Consider the following 23,232-nt stretch of genomic DNA (forward strand, 5'->3'; position numbering starts at 1 on the left):
CCGCTCGTGTATCCCCTTCTCCTCAACACCGCAACGCAACTTCTCGGCCCCCTCCCCCCCCCCCCCCCCCCCCCCCCCCCCCCCCCCCAACCCCCCCCCCCCCCCCCCACCCCTGTGTGCCCCTCCACGAGGCGGAGGCACCACCGCGGGCACGCCCTCTTCGCGTGACCGCACGTCGAACCGACGGACCCCCGCGTCCTCGCCGTTCATCCGGCCGCGCGGAGGGCCGGGCTGGGAGGGTGCGCGCGGTTGGGCTGGTCTGGGAGGGTGCGCGCGGTTGGGCTGGTCCGGGAGGGTGCGCGCGGTTGGGTCGGTCCGGGAGGGCATGCGCGGCGGCCGGTCCTCGGGGTCTGCCCGGACGGCCGGCCCGCGGGGGTGCGCGCGGGCGGCTGGGCGGTCACGCGGCCCGCACGCGGGATCCGTGACCCCGGGGCGGAACGGGGGGAGGGCCCCCGGCGACTCGCCGGCGGCCCTCCTCCTCGTGTGCTTCCCGCCCCCGCCGGAGGCGCTACGCGTCGCCGCCCGCCACCCCCGGGTCCGCCGCCGCGACGTCCAGCAACTGGTAGCGGTCGATCGCCTGCTTCAGTACCGAGCGGTCGATGTGGCCCTCCCGGGCGAGTTCCGTCAGTACGCCCACCACGATCGACTGCGCGTCGATGTGGAAGAAGCGCCGGGCGGCCCCGCGCGTGTCCGCGAAGCCGAACCCGTCCGCACCCAGCGACTGGTACGTCCCCGGCACCCAGCGCGCGATCTGGTCCGGCACCGACCGCATCCAGTCGGACACCGCCACCACCGGTCCCTGCGCCGCGGCCAGCTTCCGCGTCACGTACGGCGTCCGCTGCTCCTCCTCCGGGTGCAGCAGATTGTGCCGCTCGCAGTCCACCGCCTCGCGCCGCAGCTCGTTCCAGGACGTCGCCGACCAGACGTCGGCCCTGACGTTCCACTCCTCGGCGAGGATCTTCTGCGCCTCGATCGCCCACGGCAGTGCGACACCGGACGCCAGGATCTGCGCCGGCAGCGAACCCGCCGTGCCCTCGCTGAAGCGGTAGAGGCCCTTGACGATGCCCTCCGCGTCCACGTTCTCGGGCTCGGCCGGGTGCCGGATCGGCTCGTTGTAGAGGGTCAGGTAGTAGAAGACGTCCTCGCCGTGCGGGTGCTCCTCGTCGCTGCCGTACATCCGGCGCAGCCCGTCCCGCACGATGTGCGCGATCTCGAAGCCGAACGCGGGATCGTAGGCCACGCACGCCGGGTTCGTGGACGCCAGCAACTGCGAGTGGCCGTCCGCGTGCTGGAGACCCTCACCGGTCAGCGTCGTACGCCCCGCGGTCGCACCCAGGACGAAACCGCGCGACATCTGGTCGGCCATCTGCCAGAACTGGTCGCCGGTGCGCTGGAAACCGAACATCGAGTAGAAGACGTACACCGGGATGAGCGGCTCGCCGTGCGTGGAGTACGCCGATCCCGCGGCGATCAGCGAGGCGGTGCAGCCGGCCTCGGAGATGCCGTCGTGCAGCATCTGCCCGTTCGGCGCCTCCTTGTAGGCGAGCAGCAGTTCCCGGTCCACGGACTCGTACTGCTGCCCGAGCGGGTTGTAGATCTTCGCACTCGGGAAGAACGAGTCCATGCCGAACGTGCGGTACTCGTCCGGTGCGATCAGTACGAATCGCCTGCCGAGCTCCTTGTCCCGCATGAGGTCCTTCAGGAGCCGGACGAAGGCCATGGTCGTCGCGATGGACTGCTGACCGGAACCCTTCTTCACGGACGCGTACGTCTTGTCCTCGGGCAGTCGCAGTGGCTTCGACCGCACCACCCGCGTCGGCACATAACCGCCGAGCGACTTGCGGCGGTCGTGCATGTACTGCATCTCCTCCGTGTCCGGGCCCGGGTGGTAGTAGGGCGGCGGGCCGGACTCGAGGTCCTTGTCGGAGATCGGCAGATGCAGCCGGTCCCGGAAGTGCTTGAGGTCGTCGACCGTCAGCTTCTTCATCTGGTGCGTGGCGTTGCGGCCCTCGAAGTTCGGGCCCAGCGTCCAGCCCTTGATCGTCTTCGCGAGGATCACCGTCGGCTGGCCCTTGTGCTCCAGGGCCGCCTTGTACGCCGCGTAGATCTTGCGGTGGTCGTGACCACCGCGGCCCAGGTGCAGGATCTGGTCGTCGGTCATGCCCTCGACCATCGCGCGCAGCCGGTGGTCGTCGCCGAAGAAGTGGTCGCGGATGTACGCGCCCGACTCGGTGGCGTACGTCTGGAACTGCCCGTCCGGTGTGGTGTTCATCTTGTTGACCAGCACACCGTCGCGGTCCTGGGCCAGCAGCGGGTCCCAGGTGCGGTCCCAGACCAGCTTGATCACGTTCCAGCCGGCGCCGCGGAAGACCGACTCCAACTCCTGGATGATCTTCCCGTTGCCGCGCACCGGACCGTCGAGCCGCTGCAGGTTGCAGTTGACGACGAAGGTGAGGTTGTCCAGCCCTTCCCGCGCGGCGATGGACAGCTGGCCCAGCGACTCCGGCTCGTCCATCTCCCCGTCGCCGAGGAACGCCCACACGTGCGACTTCGACGTGTCGGCGATGTCGCGCGCGTGCATGTAGCGGTTCATCCGCGCCTGGTAGATCGCGCCGATCGGGCCGAGCCCCATCGACACGGTCGGGAACTCCCAGAAGTCCGGCATCGACCGCGGGTGCGGGTAGGACGACAGGGCGTACGGCGCCTTCGACTTCTCCTGGCGGAAGCCGTCCAGATGCCGCTCGCTCAGCCGGTCCAGCAGATACGCGCGGGCGTAGATGCCCGGTGAGGCGTGCCCCTGGAAGAAGACCTGGTCGCCTCCGTCGCCCTCGTCCTTGCCGCGGAAGAAGTGGTTGAACCCCACGTCGTACAGCGACGCGGAGGACGCGAAGGTGGCGATGTGGCCGCCGACCCCGATACCCGGCCGCTGCGCGCGCGAGACCATGACAGCGGCGTTCCAGCGCGTCGCGTTGAGGATCTTGCGCTCGATCTCCTCGTTGCCCGGGAAGAACGGCTCCGCACGGGTCGGGATCGTGTTGACGTAGTCCGTACTGCGCATCTCCGGAACGGCCACGCGCTTCTCGCGGGCCCGTTCGATCAGCCGCAGCATCAGATAGCGGGCCCGCTCCCGGCCGCGCTCGTCGACCGCGGCGTCGAGGGAGTCGAGCCACTCCTGGGTTTCCTCGGGATCGAAGTCAGGAACCTGACTCGGGAGGCCGCCAATGATGATCGGGTTGCGATCGGATGCGGAAGCCACGCTGTTCCTTACCTTTCAGAGGGCCGTGAAAGGGCCGCCGTCACGCTGGCACGGCCCGGTGTGCGCCGCTCCCCATGGTCCACCTCGGGGCCGCCGGCGTCATCTCTACCGGGAGGTAATCCGCGGGCGTGGCCAGTACGGTGTCCATAGGGCTCGTCCGTTCGAGTCTTCGTACATACAGACGGTTCCCAAAGGGCCAAACGGGGCACAAGGGTGTGGCGTACGTCACTTCGGGTCATGATGGTGTGCCTGGAGTTGCGTGGACCCGGCCAGGATCGTCACCGTTTCGGCGGTCTGTACGGCCGGGTACTTGCGCGATCCGTCCCGCCCGTGTGGACTACGGCCAATGCTGCGCGCACGCGCGTGGCCGAGTTATTCCCAAAACATGATCAGGAGGCAACCCGTGAGCGCGACCGCGGACCACGCGGAGGAGCGGACGAACCCTGCCGCCAGGCTGGGGTTCCAGCCCGGGCAGGTGGTCCAGGAGATCGGCTACGACGACGACGTCGACCAGGAGCTCCGCGAGGCCATCGAGGGCGTCATCGAGAGTGACCTGGTCGACGAGGACTACGACGACGTGGCCGACGCCGTTGTGTTGTGGTTCCGCGACGACGACGGCGACCTGACGGATGCGCTGGTGGATGCCGGCACGTACATCGAAGAGGGCGGCGCGGTTCTGCTCCTCACGCCGAAGACCGGCCGTTCGGGCTACGTCGAGCCGAGCGACATCTCGGAAGCCGCCACCACGGCGGGCCTGACGGCGTCCAAGAGCGTCAGTGTGGGCAAGGACTGGAGCGGCAGCCGGCTGGCAACCCCGAAGGCGGCCAAGTCGAAGCGGTGAATCACCCCCGGTCGGGCCGGCCGCGTCCGGCGGCGGCCCGTCCGGCGGCCTGTCGTACTCCCTGCGTAGGGTGGTCGGAGCGAACCACCCCGAAGGGATGATCACGACGATGGCGATCCAGGTCGGCGACAAGGCCCCCGAATTCGAACTCAGGGACAACCACGGGGCCACCGTGCGGCTGTCCGACTTCCGTGGGCGGAAGAACGTGGTGGTGCTCTTCTACCCGTTCGCCTTCACCGGCGTGTGCACCGGCGAGCTGTGCGAGGTCCGTGACAACCTGCCGCGGTTCTCCGACCGCGACACCCAGGTGCTCGCCGTCTCCAACGACTCCATCCACACCCTGCGCGTCTTCGGCGAGCAGGAGGGCCTGGAGTACCCGTTGCTCAGCGACTTCTGGCCGCACGGCAACGTCTCGCGTGCCTACGGCGTCCTCGATGAGGACAAGGGATGTGCGGTGCGCGGGACCTTCATCATCGACAAGGAGGGCGTCGTGCGCTGGACCGTCGTCAACGGTCTGCCGGACGCCCGTGACCTGAACGAGTACTTGAAAGCGCTCGACACCCTGTGATCGTTCGTTTCCAGGGCCTGCGAGCTCCGGGAACCCCTCACTAGGATCGACTCGTTGATCCGACATCCAACGCACTACGGGGCACCCCGCCCCTGGACACCAATGGAGGACTCGTGGGAGTCAGCCTCAGCAAGGGCGGCAACGTATCGCTGAGCAAGGAGGCGCCGGGCCTGACCGCGGTCATCATCGGACTGGGGTGGGACATCCGCACCACGACCGGCACCGACTTCGACCTGGACGCCAGCGCCCTGCTCCTGAACAACTCGGGCAAGGTCGGCAGCGACGCCAACTTCATCTTCTTCAACAACCTCAAGAGCCCGGACGGCTCGGTCGAGCACACCGGTGACAACCTCACCGGTGAGGGCGAGGGCGACGACGAGCAGATCAAGATCAACCTCGCCGGCGTCCCCGCGGACATCGAGAAGATCGTCTTCCCGGTCTCCATCTACGACGCCGAGAACCGCCAGCAGTCCTTCGGCCAGGTGCGCAACGCGTTCATCCGCGTCGTCAACCAGGCCGGCGGCGCCGAGATCGCGCGCTACGACCTCTCGGAGGACGCCTCCACCGAGACCGCCATGGTCTTCGGTGAGCTGTACCGGCACGGCGCCGAGTGGAAGTTCCGCGCCATCGGCCAGGGCTACGCCTCGGGCCTGCGCGGCATCGCGCAGGACTTCGGCGTGAACGTCTGACACACTCCCGGGCGGCCCCGCCCGAGCCAGGCCGTCCCGCACGGCCACACCGTCCGGCGCCGCACGGTTTACGTGCGGCGCCGGACGTGCAGGACCACCTGAGAGACATCAACCGGAGGGGGACCAGCATCATGGGCGTCACACTTGCCAAAGGGGGGAATGTCTCCCTGTCCAAGGCCGCGCCGAACCTCACGCAGGTGATGATCGGGCTCGGCTGGGACGCGCGCTCCACCACAGGAGCCGACTTCGACCTCGACGCCAGTGCGCTGATGTGCAGCGGGGGCCGGGTCATGGGCGACGAGTGGTTCATCTTCTACAACCAGCTCACGAGCCCGGACGGCTCGGTGGAGCACACCGGTGACAACCTCACCGGCGAGGGCGACGGCGACGACGAGTCCCTGCTGGTCGACCTGCCCAAGGTGCCGCAGCAGTGCGAGAAGATCGTCTTTCCGGTCTCCATCCACATGGCCGACGAGCGCGGCCAGACCTTCGGCCAGGTCAGCAACGCGTTCATCCGCGTGGTGAACCAGGCGGACGGCCAGGAACTGGCCCGCTACGACCTGAGCGAGGACGCCTCCACCGAGACGGCGATGATCTTCGGCGAGCTCTACCGCTACCAGGGGGAGTGGAAGTTCCGTGCCGTGGGGCAGGGGTACGCGTCGGGGCTGCGCGGTATCGCTCTAGACTTCGGAGTCAACGTTTCGTAAAGCCGACTCGGCAGCGGGGGAGACCCGTACACACACCTGGGGTAGCCAGTGGTTTTGAAAACCTTCGGCTGGTCGTTCGCGGTCACCGCGCTCGGCCTGGTCGCAGCGATCCTCTTCGGGGGGTGGACCGCCTTCGGCATCGTGGCGATCCTCTCGATCCTCGAGATTTCGCTGTCTTTCGACAACGCGGTGGTCAACGCCGGGATCCTGAAGAAGATGAATGCCTTCTGGCAGAAGATCTTCCTCACCATCGGCATTCTGATCGCCGTCTTCGGTATGCGACTGGTCTTCCCCGTCGTCATCGTCGCCGTCAGCGCTCAGCTCGGTCCGATCGAGGCCGTCGACCTCGCGCTCAGCGACAAGGACCGTTACCAGGAGCTCGTCACCGACGCCCACCCGGCGATCGCCGCGTTCGGTGGCATGTTCCTGCTCATGATCTTCCTGGACTTCATCTTCGAGGAGCGGGAGATCAAGTGGCTGGCCTGGCTGGAGCGCCCGCTGGCCAAGCTCGGCAAGATCGACATGCTGTCGGTCTGCATCGCGCTGATCATCCTGCTGATCTCCGCCATGACCTTCGCGACCCAGGCCCATCAGCATGGCGGGGCGCACGTCGACAAGGCGAGTACGGTCCTGCTCTCCGGTATCGCCGGTCTGATCACCTACATGGTCGTGGGCGGTCTCTCCGGCTTCTTCGAGGACAAGCTCGAAGAGGAGGAGGAACGTGAGCACGAGGAGGAGGAGAAGGCCGCGAGCCAGGGCAAGCCGCGTTCGGCCGTCGCCCTGGCCGGTAAGGCCGCGTTCTTCATGTTCCTCTACCTCGAGGTGCTGGACGCGTCCTTCTCCTTCGACGGAGTCATCGGCGCCTTCGCCATCACCAACGACATCGTCCTGATGGCGCTGGGCCTCGGCATCGGCGCCATGTACGTCCGTTCTCTCACGGTCTACCTGGTCCGCCAGGGCACCCTCGACGACTACGTCTACCTGGAGCACGGCGCGCACTACGCGATCGGCGCTCTGGCGATGATCCTGCTCGTCACCATCCGGTACGAGATCAACGAGATCGTCACCGGCCTCGTCGGCGTCGTCCTGATCGGTGCCTCCTTCTGGTCGTCGGTGCGCCGCAACAAGCGGATCGCGGCGGCCGAGGGAGAGGATGCCCCGAAGACCGAGGTCTCCTCCGGGGTGTGACGGCCTCCCGGGTGAGGAACGCTCTCGACGGGGCGGCCACCGAGGACCAGTCCTCGGTGGCCGCCCCGTCGGCCGTCCGGCACACAGGGGTGCCAGGCGGCGTGGGCGGGGGTTCGACAAGCGGACTTGGGGCGGGAATGGGTTTCCTGGACGGACTGTGGCGTGGACGCGAGAGCGCCTTCGACTCGGGCAACGCGGCCACCAACGCCATCGAGCTGACCAAACGGCACGGTCAGGTGTCCCTGACCAAACAGGGCGCGGCCACCGGCCACCTGCGGATCAACCTGAGCTGGCGGATGCGCACCTCGGACTTCGGCGGCTCCCAGCGGGAGAGCCTGCTGCGCCACCCCTTCAAGGCGCTCAAACCGCCGGAGGTCGTCGGCCACAGCCAGTCCATGGTCAACGTCGACCTGGACCTCGGCTGTCTGTACGAGCTGCAGGACGGCACCAAGGGCGTCGTCCAGCCCCTCGGTGGCCTCCTCGGCGACGCCAACGCGCCGCCGTACGTCAAGCTCAGCGGCGACGACCGGTTCGGCTCGGCGTCCGGCGAGACGATCTACGTCAACCTGGACCAGCGCGAGAGCATCAAACGCCTGCTGGTCTTCGCCTACATCTACGACCAGACGCCGGCCTTCGACCGTACGCACGCCATCGTCACGCTGTTCCCCAGCAACGGCCCGCGGATCGAGATCAGCCTGGACGAACGCCACCCCCAGGCCCGGTCCTGCGCGGTCGTGATGATCGAGAACGTCAAGAACGAGATCATCGTCCGCCGCGAGGTGAAGTTCGTGTACGGCTTCCAGGCGGAGCTCGACCGGCTCTACGGATGGGGACTGCAGTGGGGCAGGGGCTTCAAGTCGAAGGCCGGGCGGTGAGCGGGTCCTGATTCCCGTGGCGTCTGCCGACCGTCAACGCCCGATGAACTGCGGTCCCTGAGGCGGCAGCCGGAAGTCCGGGTCGGGAGACGCGGGAGACGCGGGAGCCGGCGGCGGGAAGCCGTACCCGGACTGCGCGCCCGCGGCGGCGGCCGTCGCGGGCGCGGGCGGGTAGCCGTAGGCGGGCCGGCCCGCCGGATGCGGATAGCCGTAGGCCGGCTGCGTGGCCGGGGGCTGCTGCGGATAGCCGTACGCGGGCTGCGCGGGCACGCCCGCCGGCTGCTCGGGCGGCAGCGGCCGGGACACCTCGGGGGCCGGTGGTACGAGCGGGGCCTGCGGCTGGGTCAGGGCCTCGGAGGACGGCCGGCCGGTGGAGCCTTCGGGGATCTGCGTCGTGGCGGGCGGCTGCTGGGTGGTGTCGGCCGCGTCGGGCTCCCGCACGGCCTCCGACTCCTCCACCGAGATGCCGAAGTCGGTCGCCAGGCCCTCCAGCCCGTTCGAATAGCCCTCGCCGAGCGCCCGGAACTTCCAGCCGTCCCCGCGCCGGTACAGCTCACCGCAGATCAGCGCGGTCTCCCGGCCGGTCTCCGGCTTGATGTCGAAGTACGCCAGCGCGTCCCCGTCGGCGGCCTGCGCGTCGTACAGCAGAATGCGCAGGTCCCGTACGCGGTCGAAGGTGACGCCGTCCGCCGACGCGACCAGCAGAACCCGGCCGACACCGGGCTCGACACCGGCGAGGTCCGTCTGGATCGTGTCGGTCAGGCTCTCGGCGACGCGCTTCTTGCCGAGCCGCCACACCTGCCCGGAGGGGTGCCGGGGCTGGTTGTAGAAAACGAAGTCCTCGTCGGAGCGCACACGGCCGTCGAGGCCCAGGAGCAACGCGGAGGCATCGACGTCCGGTATCCCCTGCCCGGGCGACCAGCGCAGCACGGCGCGTACGGTGGTGGCCTCGAGAGGGACGTTCGACCCCTTCAGCATCGCGTGCGTCATGTGGTCATCCTGCCTTCTCCGTCCTGGCCACGACAATGCGGGGGGTTGGGCCCGACACAGCCGGGTTACCTGAAGTTCATGGCCGGAGGGAACCGTCGACATGGAGATCTACGTACTATTACCGGCCACCTTCCGACATTCCACTGATTCCACTGATGCCACGGGGGAGTTCCATGCGTCATTTCGGTCACATCACCCCTGCGGTGCGGAAACGTCTCTTCTACCGGGAGCCCGGCGAGTTCACGGCCGGCTCCCCGGCGCGACTGCTCTCCGCCGCCCTCGGCGCCACGCTCTACAGCCCGGCGACCAGACCCCGGCTCGCCGACGACGTCGTCAAGCAGGGCGGACAGGGTGTGCTCTCCATGGTGCTGTGCCTGGAGGACTCCATCGACGACGCCGACGTGATCGCCGGTGAGGAGAACCTCGTACGCCAGTTCACCGATCTGGCCGGGCGGCCCGGGGCCGGTCTGCCGCTGCTGTTCATCCGCGTCCGGGCCCCCGAGCAGATCCCCGACCTCGTGCGCCGTATCGGCCCCGCCGTCTCGCTGCTGTCCGGATTCGTCCTGCCGAAGTTCACCGCCGAACACGGCCTGCCGTTCCTGGAGGCGCTGACCACCGCAGAGGCCGAAAGCGGCCACCGGCTGTTCGCCATGCCCGTACTGGAATCCCCCGAGCTGCTCTACCGCGAGTCGCGCATGGAGACCCTGGAGGGCATCTTCCGCGCCGTGGACAAGTACCGCGACCGCGTGCTCGCCCTGCGCCTCGGCGTGACGGACTTCTGCTCCTCCTACGGGCTGCGCAGGGGCCCCGACATGACCGCGTACGACATCCAGGTCGTCGCCTCCGTCATCTCCGACGTCGTGAACAGGCTGGGCCGCGCCGACGGCACCGGATTCACCGTCACCGGTCCCGTCTGGGAGTACTTCCGCGTCCAGGAGCGCATGTTCAAGCCACTGCTGCGACAGAGCCCCTTCCACGAGGTCAAGGCCGTCGCGCTGCGCCAGAAACTCATCGAGCACGCCATGGACGGCCTGCTCCGCGAGATCTCCCTCGACCGGGCCAACGGCCTGCTCGGCAAGACCTGCATCCACCCCTCCCACGTACTGCCCGTGCACGCGCTGTCCGTCGTCAGCCACGAGGAGTTCAGCGACGCCCAGGACATCCTCCGGCCGGAACGCGGCGGCGGGGGTGTACTCAGGTCGGCCTACACGAACAAGATGAACGAGGTGAAGCCGCACCGCGCCTGGGCGGAGCGGACGCTGCTGCGCGCCGAGGCCTTCGGCGTGGCGAACGAGGACATCGGCTTCGTGGAACTGCTCGCGGCGGGCCTGGCGGACTGACGGGGATGGAGAAGGCTGTGAACGAGGGGACGCACCACCCGGTGCGCCGCGACACCCCGGCCGCCGAGGGCATATGGTCCGGCAGCTGGGTCACGCGGCGGCTCGGGGTCGAGCTGACCGGCGACGAGGGGCTGCCCGAGCTGCTGGGACTGGCACTGCGCCGCAACCCCAAGCGGGCCCACCTGCTCGTGTCCAACATCCTCGGCAAGCACGTACCCCAGGCGCCGGCCGTCGTGTACGGCCACGGCGTCGGGCTCGGCCGCAGGGTGCGGGAGCTGCTGGGGGACTCGGCGCAGGACGCGGTGGTCCTCGGCTACGCCGAGACCGCGACCGGGCTCGGCCACTGCGTCGCCGACGGTCTGGGCGTCGCCCCCTACCTGCACTCCACCCGCCGCCCGGTCGCGGGGACGGCCACGGCCGGCGGCTTCGAGGAGTCCCACTCCCACGCGACGTCTCACCTGCTGCTCCCGGAGAACCCCCGGCTGCTCGCCGGCGCGGGCCCGCTCGTTCTGGTCGACGACGAGTTCTCCACGGGCAACACGGTGCTGAACACCATCCGGGACCTGCACGCGCGGTATCCGCGGGGGCGGTATGTGGTCGTCGCCCTCGTCGACATGCGGTCGCCCGCGGACGCCGGGCGGCTGGACGAGTTCGCCCGTGGGATCGGGGCCCGCATCGACCTGGTGACGGTCGCCTCGGGCACGGTGCGGTTGCCACACGGCGTCCTGGAGAAGGGCCGGGAACTGGTGGCGCGGTACGAGGAGGACGCGGGGGGCGGTGGGTCGGATGCGGCGGCGTCGGCGTGGGGGTCGCCCGCGTCCCTGGAGGGGGAGGCCAGTGCCGTCGGCCGTGAGGGTGAGGGTGTGGATCACACCCTGGGGACGCGGGGAACCGCGCGACCGGCCCAGGACGGCCCGCAGCCGGGGGGCGGGCCCACCCGAGTGGACCTGGGCTGGCCCGCCCAGCTCCCCGACGGGGGCCGTCACGGCTTCACCCCCGCGCACCGAGCTCGCCTCGAATCCGCGCTCCCCGCCATGGCGGCCCGCCTGGCAGACGCACTTCCGGAAGGCGCACGCCGCATACTCGTCCTCGGCTTCGAGGAGCTGATGTACGCCCCCCTGCGTCTCGCGGGCGAGCTGGAGCTGACCACCCACGCCGACGTGCGCTTCTCCACCACCACCCGCTCACCCGTCCTCGCCGTCGACGACCCCGGTTACGCGATACGCACCCGCCTGGTCTTCCCCGCCCACGACGACCCCGCAGACGGCCCCGGCGAGCGCTACGCCTACAACGTCGCCGGCGGCGGTTTCGACGCCGTCGTCGCCGTGGTCGACTCGGCCGCCGACACCCCCGCACTGCACGCGCCCGACGGCCTGCTCGCCCGACTCGCCGCGCACACCCCGCGCGTCCTCCTCGCGGTCGTACCGTCGTACGTACCCGCACCCCAGGACGCATCCCCGGACGCCCGACCGGACGCCCCCGAAAGGCCCGCCACCATGCTGCCCGAGCCCCTCAGAGGCCCCGCCTTCTCCTCGTACGCGCCGGAGGAGGTCGGCTGGCTGCTCCAGGACCTCTCGGACGTGACGCTGGAGGCGCCGACGGAGGAGCGCGAGGAAGCCATCCAGAGCGGCGGCGCCCACTACGCGGAGTCGCTGCCCGTGGAGTACCAGCCGAGCGAGCAGTACCAGGAGCTGTTCCACACGGCCCTCGACGACTCGGCGGCCCGCCTCGCCCACGCGGTGGGCGTGGTCACCGAGACCGTCCTCGCCGAGCGGTCACCCCGCCCGGTGCTCGTCTCCCTGGCCCGCGCGGGCACCCCCGTCGGCATCCTGATGCGCCGCTGGGCCCAGTACCGCCACCGGCTCGACCTCCCGCACTACGCGGTCTCCATCGTCCGCGGCAGGGGCATCGACGCCAACGCGCTGCGCTGGCTGGCCACCCACCACGACCCCCGGGACGTCGTGTTCGTCGACGGCTGGACCGGCAAGGGCGCCATCACCCGCGAACTCGCGCAGGGGGTCGAGGAGTTCGAGAAGGCCGAGGGCGTCACCGGCTTCGACCCGGAGATCGCGGTCCTCGCCGACCCCGGCTCCTGCGTCCGCACCTACGGCACCCGCGAGGACTATCTGATTCCATCCGCGTGCCTCAACTCGACCGTCTCCGGACTGATCTCACGGACCGTGCTGCGCGCCGACCTGGTCGGCCCGGACGACTTCCACGGCGCCAAGTTCTACGGTGAACTCGCCGGCGCGGACCTCTCGGTGGCCTTCCTGGACGCCGTGTCCGCCCGCTTCCCGGAGGTCACCGACGCCGCCTGTGCCCAGGCCAAGGAACTCCTCTCCACCGACCGCACCCCGACCTGGGAGGGCTGGGCGGCGGTCGAGCGCATCAGCGAGGAATACGGCATCCACGACGTGAACCTCGTCAAGCCCGGCGTCGGCGAGACCACCCGGGTGCTGCTGCGCCGGGTGCCCTGGAAGGTGCTGGCCCGCGCCGGAGCGGGCAGCGACCTCGACCACGTCCGCCTGCTCGCCGAGCAGCGGGGGGTACCCGTGGAAGAGGTCGACGGACTCCCCTACACCTGCGTGGGGTTGATCCACCCCAGATACACCCGGGGTGCGACCGGTGCCGACGGCAAGGCGGTGACCCGCTGATGCCCGTCATCGTCGCCAGCGACCTCGACCGTACTCTCATCTACTCCGCCGCCGCCCTCGCCCTGACCATGCCCGACGCGCGGGCACCGAGGCTGCTGTGCGTGGAGGTCCACGAGAGCAAACCGCTGTGCTACATGACGGAGACGGCGGCCCAGCTCCTCACCGACCTCGGCGACGAGGCGGTATTCGTCCCCACGACGACCCGTACCCGCAAGCAGTACCAGCGCATCAACCTGCCGGGTCCACAGCCCACGTACGCGATCTGCGCCAACGGCGGCCACATCCTGGTCGACGGCGAGACGGACCGGGACTGGCACGCCCGGGTGCTCGCCCGCCTCGCCGACGAGTGCGCCCCGCTGTCCGAGGTGCAGGAACACCTGCTGCGGACCGCCGACCCGGTGTGGGTGCGCAAGCACCGCGTCGCAGAGGACCTCTTCGCCTACCTCGTCGTCGAGCGTGAGCTGCTGAGTGAGGAGTGGGTGAAGGAACTCGCGGTGTGGGCGGAGAACCGCGGCTGGACGGTGTCCCTCCAGGGCCGCAAGATCTACGCCGTACCCAAACCGCTCACCAAGAGCGCGGCCATGCGCGAGGTCGCCCGCCGCACCGGCGCCGATCTCACCCTCGCGGCCGGCGACTCGCTCCTCGACGCCGACCTGCTCCTCGCCGCCGACCGGAGCTGGCGCCCCGGCCACGGCGAACTGGCCGACGCCGACTGGACGGCCCCCGCGGTCAGGGCCCTCCCCGAGCGGGGAGTGCTGGCCGGCGAGCGCATCCTGCGCGAGTTCCTGCGGACGGTGCGCTCACCTGGGTGAGACCGCGCGACCGAGAGGCCGGGCGGCCGGGCGGCCGGGACGTCAGCGGTGGCGTCGCGGGCTCATCGTGTCGGCAGGGTCGAACCTGTGGGCGGGCACGCTTCCGCCGACGCGATCGGCACCGGTGGTGGGGTGCGACGGACGCATGTGATCCGCGTCCGCCCGCCCGTCCCGCCGCCGGCGGCCGTCACCCGAGCGCAGCAGCCGCAGGAGCACGAACGCCGGCAACGCCAGCGCGGCCACGCCGAGGACCACCTTCGAGTACGTCGAGGCGACGGTCGACACCTGCTCCCAGTTGTCCCCCAGCGCATACCCCGCGAGCACGAACACGGTGTTCCAGATCGCGCTGCCCAACGTGGTCAGGCCGAGGAACAGCGGCAGCCGCATGCGCTCCACGCCGGCCGGCACCGATATGAGACTGCGGAAGATCGGAATCATCCGGCCGAAGAACACCGCCTTCGGTCCGTGCCGCAGGAACCACGCCTCCGTCTTCTCGACGTCCGCGACCTTCACCAGCGGCAGCCGCCCCGCTATCGCCAGCGTCCGCTCCCGGCCGAGCAGCGCGCCCACCCCGTACAGGGCGAGCGCGCCGATCACCGAGCCGGCGGTGGTCCACAACAGCACGGCGAGCAGGCTCATCCGCCCACTGCTCGCGGCGAACCCCGCCAGCGGCAGGATCACCTCACTGGGTAGGGGAGGGAAGAGGTTCTCCAGCGCGATGGCGAGGCCGGCCCCGGGGGCGCCCATGGCGTCCATGAGGTCGTTCACCCACTGCGGTCCGGCACTCCCGTCCGTGGCCGCGGTGATCGTGTGCGCTGCGATGGCTGTCATGCCTGCCACGCTAGGGAACGGGAGCTGAAGGAAAGCTGAGGAGAGCCGCACGATGCGCTGCGGTACTCCGCAGCCGCGATGGTGGTTCTCCGCAGTGTGCCCGTATGCCGTGTCCGGCTAGCCTCGCGATCATGCGAGACATGGTGCGGCGCGTGACGCGGTGCGCGGTGGGGCTGATGTGGGGCGCCGCCGCGGCCGTCGCACCGTGCTCCGCCCGGTCCTCACGGGCGCGCGAAGACTGACGGAACTGGACCGCACCCGCCTGCGGACATGGCTGGGAGCGCACACCTCGCCCGCGTACGAGGACACGCAGGCCCTGGGATACCTGGCCTGCCGCTGGACCCTGGGTGTACTGGGCGCGGTGGTGATGCTCCCGGTGGCGATCGGCTGCGGCGGCCGACGCCCGGTGCCGTGGCCTTCGCCGGGGATCAGCCGCAGCAGCCGCCACCGCAGCAGCCGCCGCCACCGCCACCGCCCGCGCGGGGCGCCGGGGCCGCGGCGGTACCGGCCACCGCGACGGTGGAGAGGAGCTTGACCGTGTCGTCGTGGCCCTCCGGGCAGGCCGTGGGGGCGGAGGACTCCGCCATGGGGCGGCTCAGTTCGAAGGTGTCGCCGCAGGTCCGGCAGCGGTATTCGTAGCGAGGCATGGGCACAGGTTAACCGGGTCGGCCCCCGCCGTGCCGGTCACTGGGTGCCGCCGCCCCGTTCCTCACGGATCTGCGCCACCACCCGGCCCGCCGCCGCCCGTACCGCCTCCGTCTCCGTCAGGAAGTGCCAGTAGTCGGGATGGCGCCCCTCCAGACCGGTGACGGCCCGCTCCAGCCGGGCCACGGCGTCGTCCAGCGGGCGGGCATGGCGTGGGTCGGGGGTGTTGCGGCCGGCCATGGCGAGGCGCTGGGCGTCCCGGATGGCGAACCGGGTCCTCTCGATCTCCTGTTCGGGATCCTTCTGTACGGCGTTCAGCCGCCGCAGCCGGTCACCGGCGGCCGACACGGCCTCGTCGGTCGTGTTCAGCAGCGCCCGTGCGGTGGACAGCAGTGCGGTCGCGTCCGCCCAGCGCTGCTCCTCCCGGGCGGTCCTGGCCTCGGCGAGCCTGCTCTCGGCCTGGCTCACGTTCTCCGAGGCGACCTCGGGGACGTTCTGCAGGTCCTGCCAGCAGGCGACGGTGAAGCGGCGGCGCAGCTCGCTGAGTACCGGTTCGACCTGCCCGGAGCGGGTGGTGAGGGCCTGGGCGCGGGTGCGCAGGGAGACCAGCCGGTGATCGATCTCGGCGGCGCGCTCCGGTAGCCGTTCGGCCTCCACGCGTACGGCCTCGGCCTCACGCGTGACGCGTTCGGCCCGCTCCAGGGTCTCCGGCACGCCGTGCTGCCCCGCGCCCTGGTTCAGTTTGGTGAGTTCCGGGGAGAGCGCGGCGAGCCGGGCGGCGAGGTCGTCGGCCTTGAGCCCCGAGCCGCGCGCGGTGTCGAGGGCGTTCGAGGCGGCGAGCAGCGCCTGCCGGGCCCGTTCGACAGCCGGCGCGAGCCGGGCCAGCTGGGTCTCGGCCTTGTCGAGGAGGGAGCCGAGACCGTCGGTGAACCGGTCCAGCTCCTGCTTGACCCGCCCGAGCTCCTCCTCGGCGGCTGTCAGCTCGGCGCGGGCCCGGGAGGCCGCGGACGCCTCCAGATCGTCCCGGTCCAGGTCATGGGCGTCGACGGCGTTGATGTACTGGTGACTGGCTTCGTCGATTCGCCGGCCCAGCGCCTCGAAGTCGGACACCGCGCGGCGGGCGGCGGGGGAGGCGTCGACGGCGGTGATCGTTTCTATGGAGATCCGCAGATCGCGCTGGGCGGTGTCGAGTTCGTAGAACGCGGCCGCCGCCGCGTCCTTCGCGGCCTGGGCCTCAGCCCGCTGGTTCTCGGCCCGCCCGCCGAACCAGCGCCGGGTTCCGCCGCCGGCGAACGCGGCGGGCAGCACCAGCGCCAGGGCCAGGGGCAGCCCCACGAGGGCGAGCGCGTCCCGCAGCGGGCCTGGAACCCGGCGGGGGCGTCGTCCCGGAGGGAGAGAAGGTGCGGCGCGACGCATGCGGGGCATGCGCGGCTCCGACGGCGAGTACGGCCGCGCTGGTGTCGCCGTCACATCCCTCTCCCGTACTGTCGTTCGCCCTGCCCGGTGCCATTCTCCCACCGGTGGAGGACGAACACACGGGCCCGTCAGTTCGCTGTGCGGATGGTGAGTTTCCCGTCGCCGGTGCGGGCGGTCAGCCTGTGGGGGCTGGAGTCGTCGCGCGGCACGGACACGTCCTCGGCGCCGTCACCGGTCTCGGTGTCCACACGGTAGGTGGCCCGGGGCAGCTCGACGGTCAGCGAACCGTCACCGCTGCGGGACTCCACCAGGTCCGGTACGACGCCGAGTTCGAGGCGGGCCGAGCCGTCTCCGGTGTGGGTGCGCACCGTGCGGGAGGAGACCTCGGCGCGCACGGATCCGTCACCGGTGCGCAGGTCAAGGGGCCCGGTGGAGTCGGTGACATGGACCGAGCCGTCCGTCGTACGGATGCTCAGCGCGTCGCGGAAGCCCTTGGCCCGCACGCTGCCGTCCTCCTCCTCGACCTTGACGGCCACACCGCGGGGCACCTCGATGCGGTGCTTGGTCGAGCAGTCGGCGACGAGGCCCGAGCACTTCTCCCGCAGCACCAGCCGGTCGCCGTCCATGGACCAGGTGGCCTTCGCGTCCGAGCCCATGACGACCGTGCCCCGGAACCAGCGGGTGACCTCGATCCGGCCCGGGGGGTTGTCGTCCGCCGCGACGATCTCGAGGGCGGACTCGTCGGAGTCGATGGTGAGGGTGCTGCCCGGGAGGTCGAAGGAGCGGCGGTCGGGATCGTCGTCGTCGGCGGCCGACGACCCGCAGGCGCCGAGGCTCGCGACGAGCACCACGGTGGCCCCGGCGAGGGCGAGCGTACGCGGTCGCACGGTACGGGCGGTCCGGGGCGCGGTGCGGGACGTGCGGGTCATGACGGTCTCCCCCTGGGACGGACGGCGGCGCCCGACGGACGTGGTTCGAGCGCTCTTCGACCGTACGGACGCGGAGCCCGGCGGGGGATCCGGGCCACTACCGGATCGGAGGTGGGGATATCCCCCGGGGGAACCCCGAGGGCCGCCGCCCGGATCTCTGCGGGAGGTCGTGATACGGGTTTGCCGGACCGCGCCCCGGGCCATGTAGGCTATCGACTCGACCTGGGCACGTGGCCCGGTCCTCGGGTGCGTAGCTCAGGGGTAGAGCGCCTGCCTTACAAGCAGGATGTCGGCGGTTCGAAACCGTCCGCGCCCACCGTGACACGGGGCCTCCGGAGTTTCTCCGGGGGCCTTTCGTCCTCTCCGTGGCCCCTGCCGTCCTCTACGGGGACTCCTGCGCGCCCTCCGCGATGTCCTCGCGGGTGTGCTTCAGCCGGGAGCGGGCGTGCATCCGGTCGGAGCCGGTGATTCCGGCCCAGTAGCGGTGGGTGCTGACGAACACCGCGAGCTCGTGCTCCCGTCGTCTGAGCTTCTCGACCTCGGCCTGCTCGTCCTCGGTCCAGCCGGGTGAGGCAGGGCGCTCGATCTTGCGCCAGCCGTTGTCGTCGCTGAACCCGTCGAGGGGTTCGACCGACCAGGGAAGCCGTTTCAGCAGGGCCGACAACTCGGCCCGGACCTGATGCAGTTCCTCCTGACCGGCGAGGAGGTCACTCGGAAAGTCATAGGTCGCAGCCACGCTGCAATGATACGCCTGTTCGATTTTGGGTGGCGAGTTACTCATGGGTCTCCGCCGGGATTCATTCCTTCGTGGCCGTAGGGGGGACCCGCGCGTCAGACTGGAGGCATGTGCCGGAGTATCAAGACCCTGCGTCCGCCCGTACTGCCCGAGGAGGCCACGGAGGAGGAGATCAGGGCCGCCGCCCTGCAGTACGTGAGAAAGGTGTCCGGCTTCCGTGCGCCGGCCGCGCACAATCGCGAGGCGTTCGACCGTGCGGTGGACGCCGTCGCGGAGGCGACGGCGGAGCTGCTGGACGGTCTGGAGATCCGCGGGGCCGCCGCGCGGCAGGCGGGCTAAGGCCCTCTGGGGGCTTCGGTGCCCTCGGTGCCGAGGGTGGTTGGGCTGGGCGGGGTGCCGCTGCGCCCACCCGTGCCGTCCCAGCGGCACGACTGCCCGCAGTGGGGCGGGCGCGGTCGTCCGGCTTGGGCGCGCGTGGCTGCCCGTAGTCGCGTTCCCGTGGAGCCTACGACGCCTCCGACGGCTGTGGATGTGGCCGTCGGCGCATCAGGAAGCCCGCTCCCGCGCCCGCGGCGAACAGCGCGCCCACCGAGACCGCCGTCGCCAGCCAGGTCGCGCCCAGCCACCGCGCACCGAAGTAGCCGAGGGCCACGCTGTACCCGGCCCAGGAGAGCCCCGCCAGGGCGGACCAGGGCAGGAAGTCCCGGGCGCGGTGGCGCGCGGCGCCGGCGCCGAGGGAGACCACCGAGCGCCCGGCCGGGGCGAAGCGGGCGAGGACGACCAGGGCGCCGCCTCCCCGGGTCAGCGCCGCGCCGAGACGTTCCTGCGCCGTGGTCAGTCGCCGGGAGCGGGCGATGGCCCGGTCCAGCCGGGCGCCGCCGCGCCAGGCGAGGCGGTAGGCCACCAGGTCACCGATGACGGACGCGGTGGCGGCGCAGAGCGTCAGCACCAGGATGTCGGGCACGTCGGTCGCCGTACCGGCCGCCGCGGCCGTGGCCGCGGTGATCACCAGAACCCCGCTGGGCAGGACCGGGAGGAACACGTCGAGCAGGACCGACAGGGTCACCACCGCATAGACCCACGGGCTGCCGACCAGCGACCCCAGACTCTCCACCCGAACTCCCCGTAGCGCCCCCGCGGGCCAGATCCGGCCGAGCTGTCGCGGAGGGGGCGGCAGGAGTGGCAGAAGTGTGGCCGATGACAGCCATACAGCGTACGCCCGGTAAGTGACGGAAAGGTCACGGGGGGTTCGCGCGCCCGTTCCCCGGAGTTTCGCCTCCCGTCGCGGCGCGTCGCCGCTGCGACGAGGGGTGCTCTCCCTCCGACCCCCGACGTGTCGGAGGGAGGGCACCGCGGTCGGCCAGGGACGTACGGCGACGGTCAGGGACGTACGGCGACGGTCAGGCCGTCACCGGCGTCTGCTCCCTCGTCCCCCGGTGGCCCGAGGACGACGAGCGCCTGGCGAACAGGCGGTCCAGACCGAAGGCGCCGGAACCGGTGAACACCAGCAGGAGCATGGCCCAGCAGTACATGGCCGCGCTCTCGCCGTTGTTCTCGATCGGCCACAGGGCCTCGGGCTGGTGGACCTTGAAGTAGGCGTAGGCCATCGCGCCGGACGAGATGAACGCCGCCGCCCGGGTGCCGAGGCCGAGCAGGACCAGGCAGCCGCCGACGAGTTCGATCAGGGCCGCGTACCAGCCCGGCCAGACGCCGGTCTCGACGGTGCCGCCGTTGCCGTCGACGCCGCCGAGCAGGCCCAGCAGGGACACGGCGCCGTGGCAGGCGAAGAGCAGGCCGACGACTATGCGGAACAGGCCCAGCGCGTACGGCTGGGCGCTGTTGAGCCGTCCGGTCATGTGGGTGTCTCCTTCGGTCAGGCCGGCCCCTGGACAGGGCCGGTCCGGGGGACGGAACCGAGTCGAATTCCCACGCTAGGAGCGCCTCACTCTTACTTGCAAGTTCAACATTCGGCCACGGGATCGCCCCGGTCCCGCAGCTCCAGCGCCCGCCGTCGCACGTCAGTACGGTCCCCGCCCCGTACCGATGTCCCACGGCATGACCGAATACCCACCCTGATGCACAGGCGCCTCACAGGTGCCTTCGGACATCACCGGCTCAGCCGGGTCTCCGACACCGCCCTGAGCCGTACCGCGGTCTCCTTCCGCTGTGCGTGCTCCAGCCGCAGCACCGCCGAACGTCCCTGCGCGGTCAGTGTCATGAGCTGGTTGCCGAACCAGGGCCCGCCCGTCTTGCGCCAGCTCACCGCCGGCCGGTCCAGACCGCCGTGCCGTGCGAACACCCGCCCGAGCCCCCGGGCGGCGGCGCTCCACCCGAAACGGAAGCCGAGCCTTATCGTCTGCGGGATGGAGTTGTGCACCGGGGAGCAGGTCAGCTGTACCACCCGGGCATCCGGCACCGCACGCCCCGGCCAGCTCGGCTCGGCGACATAGGCGTGGTGGACGTCTCCGGAGAGGACGCACACCGTCGCCGGCGCGTCCGGTCCCGTCCCGGCCTCGGCGATCAGCTCCGCCAGTTCGCCGAACGACTCCGGGAAGGCCGACCAGTGCTCCAGGTCCGCCGCACGCCGCAGTTTCTCCCCGAGCCGGGCCCAGCGCGGGCCCTTGTCGCCCCGGCACAGTACGGAACTCCACGCCTCGACGTCGTGCACCAGATGGGGCAGCAGCCAGGGCAGGGACGTACCGATCAACAGATGGTCGTAGGAGCCGCGACCCTCGAGGGCCTGTTCGCGCAGCCAGGCGGCCTCGGTGCGGTCGAGCATGGAGCGCCGCCCCTCCTCCAGGACGCGGGCGGCGCGGCTGTCCACCATCACCAGGCGCACCCGGCCGAAGTCGCGCCGGTAGCTCCAGCGAACGGCGGTCGCGTCCGCCTCGGCCTCGGAGGCGAAGGCGCGCAGCGCGTCGGTGCCGTCGGGGTTCTGCCGGACGGACGCGTACAGCGGATCGGCTTCAAGGGCGGCGGGGGAGAGGTTGCCCAGGTGCTGGTGCACCCAGTACGACATCAGACCGCTGAGCACCCGCTCCCGCCACCATGACGTGGCGCGCATGTCCTCGACCCAGGAAGCCGAGGTGTTCCAGTCGTCGATCACGTCGTGGTCGTCGAAGATCATGCAGGTGGGCACGGTGGAGAGCAGCCAGCGCACCTGCGGGTCCAGCCAGGACTCGTAGTAGAGGTGGGTGTACTCCTCGTAGTCCGCCACCTGGATGCCCGGCGGGTCCTTCAGGTCGCGGCGGCCGGCGAGCCACTTCTGCGTGGCGTTGGACGTCTCGTCCGCGTACACCTGGTCGCCGAGGAGCAGCAGGACGTCCGGCCGCTCACCGTCCGGGTCCGCGGCGATGCGCTTGGCCAGGGCGTCCAGGGCGTCGGGGCCGACGGGATCGGGTTCTCCGGTGGGCGGGGAGGCCCAGCGGCAGGAGCCGAAGGTGATGCGCGTCCGGTCGCCGGGCCCCGGGGTGGCGATCACGGAGGGCGGGAACGACGGGAAGGGGTCCTGGGGCAGCGGCCACACCCGGGTGTCGTCGAGGAAGACCTCGTACGGGGTGGCCGTGCCCGGGGTGAGGCCGGTGACCTGGACGAGCGCGTAGTGGTGTCCGGCGATCTGGAAGGTGCCGGCCTTCCCGCCGGTCCCGTCCGTGCAGCGCACCTCGACGGTGCCCGGGCGGCCGGTCTCGACCCATACGGTCGCGGACGAGCCGTCGACGTACCTCAGCAGTGGTCCGAGCCGCAGTCCGGCCATGGTGACCCCTTCCTCCGTCGCCCCCGTACGGTACGCAGCGACGGAGGTCACTGGGGAGATTTCTGCACCCGGCAGTTCGCGGGTCGCGCCGGCGATGAACGGGGCGCCCCGCTGGACGGGGTGCTCCGGTGTACGGGGCACCCCGGCGTTCCGCGAGGCACCCCGGGGATCCCCGGCCCCGCCCTCGCCGGTGCGTGAGGCCTCAGCAGTTCGCGAGGTACCCCTGGAGGGCGGACTTCTCGGCCGAGTCGACCGAGAGGTCGTAGTAGTACTTCACCTGCACCCAGGCCCGGACGTACGTGCAGCGATAGGCCGATCGCGACGGCATCCAGGTGGCGGGGTCCTGGTCGCCCTTGGACTGGTTGACGTTGTCCGTGACGGCCAGGAGCTGCGGGCGGGTCCGGTCGTTGGCGAAGGCCTGACGCCGTGAGGTGGTCCAGGAGCCGGCGCCGGAGTCCCAGGCCTCGGCGAGCGGGATGAGGTGGTCGATGTCGACGTCGGAGGCGGCGGACCAGGTGGCGCCGTCGTACGGGGAGTACCAGCGGCCGCTGGTGGCGGCGCAGGAGGAGTTGGTGACGACGTTCGTGCCGTCGCGCTTGAGGATGGTCTCGCGGGTGTTGCAGGTGCCGCTGACGGTGATCCAGTGCGGGAACAGGTCGCGGTCGTATCCGGCGCGGTTCTCGGTGCGCACGGGCAGGGCGGCGAGGTAGCTGCGGGCGGTGGCGGCGCTGACCGGGGTGGGGAGGGCGGCGGAGGCGGCCGGGGCGTTGAACAGGCCGACGGAGGCTATGAGTCCGGTGAGCGCCGCGGCTATGCTGAGCCGTCGACGCGCGTAGAGCTTCGTCATGCGAACTCCCTTGTGGGGTGGGGCTGTTGGCGTGCGGGCAGGGGAATGCTCGCCACGCCGCGTTGCCGGGAGGGGTGGATCCGGTAAGAAGCTAATGACAAGGGCATGACACGTCTATGGTTCAGGTGTGAAGTTTCCGCGTACGAGGCCGGCG

The 23,232-nt window shown here is 70.8% G+C and carries 21 protein-coding genes and 1 tRNA gene; 11 read left to right on the forward strand and 11 right to left on the reverse strand.

Annotated elements, in window-relative coordinates; translation table 11 throughout:
• Positions 1-508: 508 nt before the first annotated feature.
• Positions 509-3,256, reverse strand: coding sequence for a pyruvate dehydrogenase (acetyl-transferring), homodimeric type (gene aceE / locus ACZ5C2_RS03860; RefSeq protein WP_468786212.1), 2,748 nt, complete (start codon positions 3,254-3,256; stop codon positions 509-511).
• Between the two features lie 403 nt (positions 3,257-3,659).
• Here aceE and ACZ5C2_RS03865 point away from each other — a divergent pair, with 403 nt between their 5' ends.
• The 6 genes from ACZ5C2_RS03865 to ACZ5C2_RS03890 all read left to right on the forward strand — a co-directional run bounded on the left by ACZ5C2_RS03865 (position 3,660) and on the right by ACZ5C2_RS03890 (position 8,124).
• A complete protein-coding gene (locus ACZ5C2_RS03865) occupies positions 3,660-4,097 on the forward strand; it encodes a DUF3052 domain-containing protein (RefSeq protein ID WP_468786214.1) in 438 nt (145 codons plus the stop codon).
• Between the two features lie 109 nt (positions 4,098-4,206).
• A complete protein-coding gene (locus ACZ5C2_RS03870; RefSeq protein ID WP_468786216.1) occupies positions 4,207-4,665 on the forward strand; it encodes a peroxiredoxin in 459 nt (152 codons plus the stop codon).
• Positions 4,666-4,778: 113 nt separating this feature from the next.
• The gene (locus ACZ5C2_RS03875; RefSeq protein WP_468786218.1) at positions 4,779-5,354 is read left to right on the forward strand and encodes a calcium homeostasis/redox stress adaptation protein; all 576 of its coding nucleotides are present in this window, start codon (positions 4,779-4,781) and stop codon (positions 5,352-5,354) included.
• Between the two features lie 131 nt (positions 5,355-5,485).
• On the forward strand, positions 5,486-6,061 hold the full coding sequence (locus ACZ5C2_RS03880) for a TerD family protein (RefSeq protein ID WP_468786220.1): 576 nt from the start codon (positions 5,486-5,488) through the stop codon (positions 6,059-6,061).
• 48 nt (positions 6,062-6,109) lie between these two features.
• Complete coding sequence (locus tag ACZ5C2_RS03885; RefSeq protein WP_468786221.1) at positions 6,110-7,249, forward strand: DUF475 domain-containing protein; 1,140 nt, start codon at positions 6,110-6,112, stop codon at positions 7,247-7,249.
• A gap of 137 nt (positions 7,250-7,386) precedes the next feature.
• Complete coding sequence (locus tag ACZ5C2_RS03890) at positions 7,387-8,124, forward strand: TerD family protein (RefSeq protein ID WP_468786223.1); 738 nt, start codon at positions 7,387-7,389, stop codon at positions 8,122-8,124.
• A 33-nt stretch (positions 8,125-8,157) separates the two neighbouring features.
• Here ACZ5C2_RS03890 and ACZ5C2_RS03895 read toward each other — a convergent pair whose 3' ends face one another.
• A complete protein-coding gene (locus ACZ5C2_RS03895; RefSeq protein ID WP_468786225.1) occupies positions 8,158-9,114 on the reverse strand; it encodes a TerD family protein in 957 nt (318 codons plus the stop codon).
• A gap of 173 nt (positions 9,115-9,287) precedes the next feature.
• Here ACZ5C2_RS03895 and ACZ5C2_RS03900 point away from each other — a divergent pair, with 173 nt between their 5' ends.
• The 3 genes from ACZ5C2_RS03900 to ACZ5C2_RS03910 are packed head-to-tail and all read left to right on the forward strand — an operon-like array spanning position 9,288 to position 13,920.
• Entirely contained in the window at positions 9,288-10,454 is a 1,167-nt protein-coding gene (locus tag ACZ5C2_RS03900; protein ID WP_468786227.1) for an HpcH/HpaI aldolase/citrate lyase family protein, read from the forward strand.
• Between the two features lie 5 nt (positions 10,455-10,459).
• The gene (locus tag ACZ5C2_RS03905; protein WP_468786229.1) at positions 10,460-13,108 is read left to right on the forward strand and encodes a phosphoribosyltransferase; all 2,649 of its coding nucleotides are present in this window, start codon (positions 10,460-10,462) and stop codon (positions 13,106-13,108) included.
• The gene (locus tag ACZ5C2_RS03910; RefSeq protein ID WP_468786231.1) at positions 13,108-13,920 is read left to right on the forward strand and encodes an HAD family hydrolase; all 813 of its coding nucleotides are present in this window, start codon (positions 13,108-13,110) and stop codon (positions 13,918-13,920) included. Before ACZ5C2_RS03905 ends, ACZ5C2_RS03910 begins: the two co-directional genes overlap by 1 nt.
• A gap of 42 nt (positions 13,921-13,962) precedes the next feature.
• Here ACZ5C2_RS03910 and ACZ5C2_RS03915 read toward each other — a convergent pair whose 3' ends face one another.
• The 4 genes from ACZ5C2_RS03915 to ACZ5C2_RS03930 form a co-directional block, all read right to left on the reverse strand.
• A complete protein-coding gene (locus ACZ5C2_RS03915) occupies positions 13,963-14,751 on the reverse strand; it encodes a DedA family protein (RefSeq protein WP_468786233.1) in 789 nt (262 codons plus the stop codon).
• Between the two features lie 428 nt (positions 14,752-15,179).
• The gene (locus ACZ5C2_RS03920) at positions 15,180-15,398 is read right to left on the reverse strand and encodes an FmdB family zinc ribbon protein (protein WP_468786235.1); all 219 of its coding nucleotides are present in this window, start codon (positions 15,396-15,398) and stop codon (positions 15,180-15,182) included.
• Positions 15,399-15,435: 37 nt separating this feature from the next.
• Entirely contained in the window at positions 15,436-16,866 is a 1,431-nt protein-coding gene (locus ACZ5C2_RS03925; protein WP_468786237.1) for a hypothetical protein, read from the reverse strand.
• Positions 16,867-16,940: 74 nt separating this feature from the next.
• Positions 16,941-17,741: a DUF4097 family beta strand repeat-containing protein gene (locus ACZ5C2_RS03930; RefSeq protein ID WP_468786239.1), complete on the reverse strand. Its 801-nt coding sequence runs from the start codon at positions 17,739-17,741 to the stop codon at positions 16,941-16,943.
• Between the two features lie 244 nt (positions 17,742-17,985).
• On the opposite strand from ACZ5C2_RS03930, the gene ACZ5C2_RS03935 reads away from it, so the two are divergent.
• A tRNA-Val gene (locus tag ACZ5C2_RS03935) sits at positions 17,986-18,057 on the forward strand.
• A 66-nt stretch (positions 18,058-18,123) separates the two neighbouring features.
• On the opposite strand, the gene ACZ5C2_RS03940 is transcribed toward ACZ5C2_RS03935, so the two are convergent.
• A complete protein-coding gene (locus tag ACZ5C2_RS03940) occupies positions 18,124-18,477 on the reverse strand; it encodes a hypothetical protein (protein WP_468786240.1) in 354 nt (117 codons plus the stop codon).
• A 108-nt stretch (positions 18,478-18,585) separates the two neighbouring features.
• On the opposite strand from ACZ5C2_RS03940, the gene ACZ5C2_RS03945 reads away from it, so the two are divergent.
• Positions 18,586-18,816 carry a DUF2277 domain-containing protein gene (locus ACZ5C2_RS03945; protein WP_468786242.1) on the forward strand — a complete coding sequence of 77 codons (231 nt, stop codon included), beginning with the start codon at positions 18,586-18,588 and terminating at the stop codon, positions 18,814-18,816.
• 166 nt (positions 18,817-18,982) lie between these two features.
• On the opposite strand, the gene ACZ5C2_RS03950 is transcribed toward ACZ5C2_RS03945, so the two are convergent.
• From ACZ5C2_RS03950 to ACZ5C2_RS03965, 4 genes are all read right to left on the reverse strand, one after another.
• On the reverse strand, positions 18,983-19,591 hold the full coding sequence (locus ACZ5C2_RS03950; RefSeq protein ID WP_468786244.1) for a DedA family protein: 609 nt from the start codon (positions 19,589-19,591) through the stop codon (positions 18,983-18,985).
• A gap of 286 nt (positions 19,592-19,877) precedes the next feature.
• Positions 19,878-20,333 carry a DoxX family protein gene (locus ACZ5C2_RS03955; RefSeq protein ID WP_468786246.1) on the reverse strand — a complete coding sequence of 152 codons (456 nt, stop codon included), beginning with the start codon at positions 20,331-20,333 and terminating at the stop codon, positions 19,878-19,880.
• 251 nt (positions 20,334-20,584) lie between these two features.
• Positions 20,585-22,231 (reverse strand): alkaline phosphatase D family protein, encoded by a 1,647-nt coding sequence (locus ACZ5C2_RS03960; protein WP_468786248.1) that lies wholly within the window; start codon positions 22,229-22,231, stop codon positions 20,585-20,587.
• A 202-nt stretch (positions 22,232-22,433) separates the two neighbouring features.
• On the reverse strand, positions 22,434-23,078 hold the full coding sequence (locus tag ACZ5C2_RS03965; protein WP_468786250.1) for an HNH endonuclease family protein: 645 nt from the start codon (positions 23,076-23,078) through the stop codon (positions 22,434-22,436).
• Between the last annotated feature and the right edge of the window lie 154 nt (positions 23,079-23,232).

Source organism: Streptomyces sp. NPDC031365 (assembly GCF_055569765.1).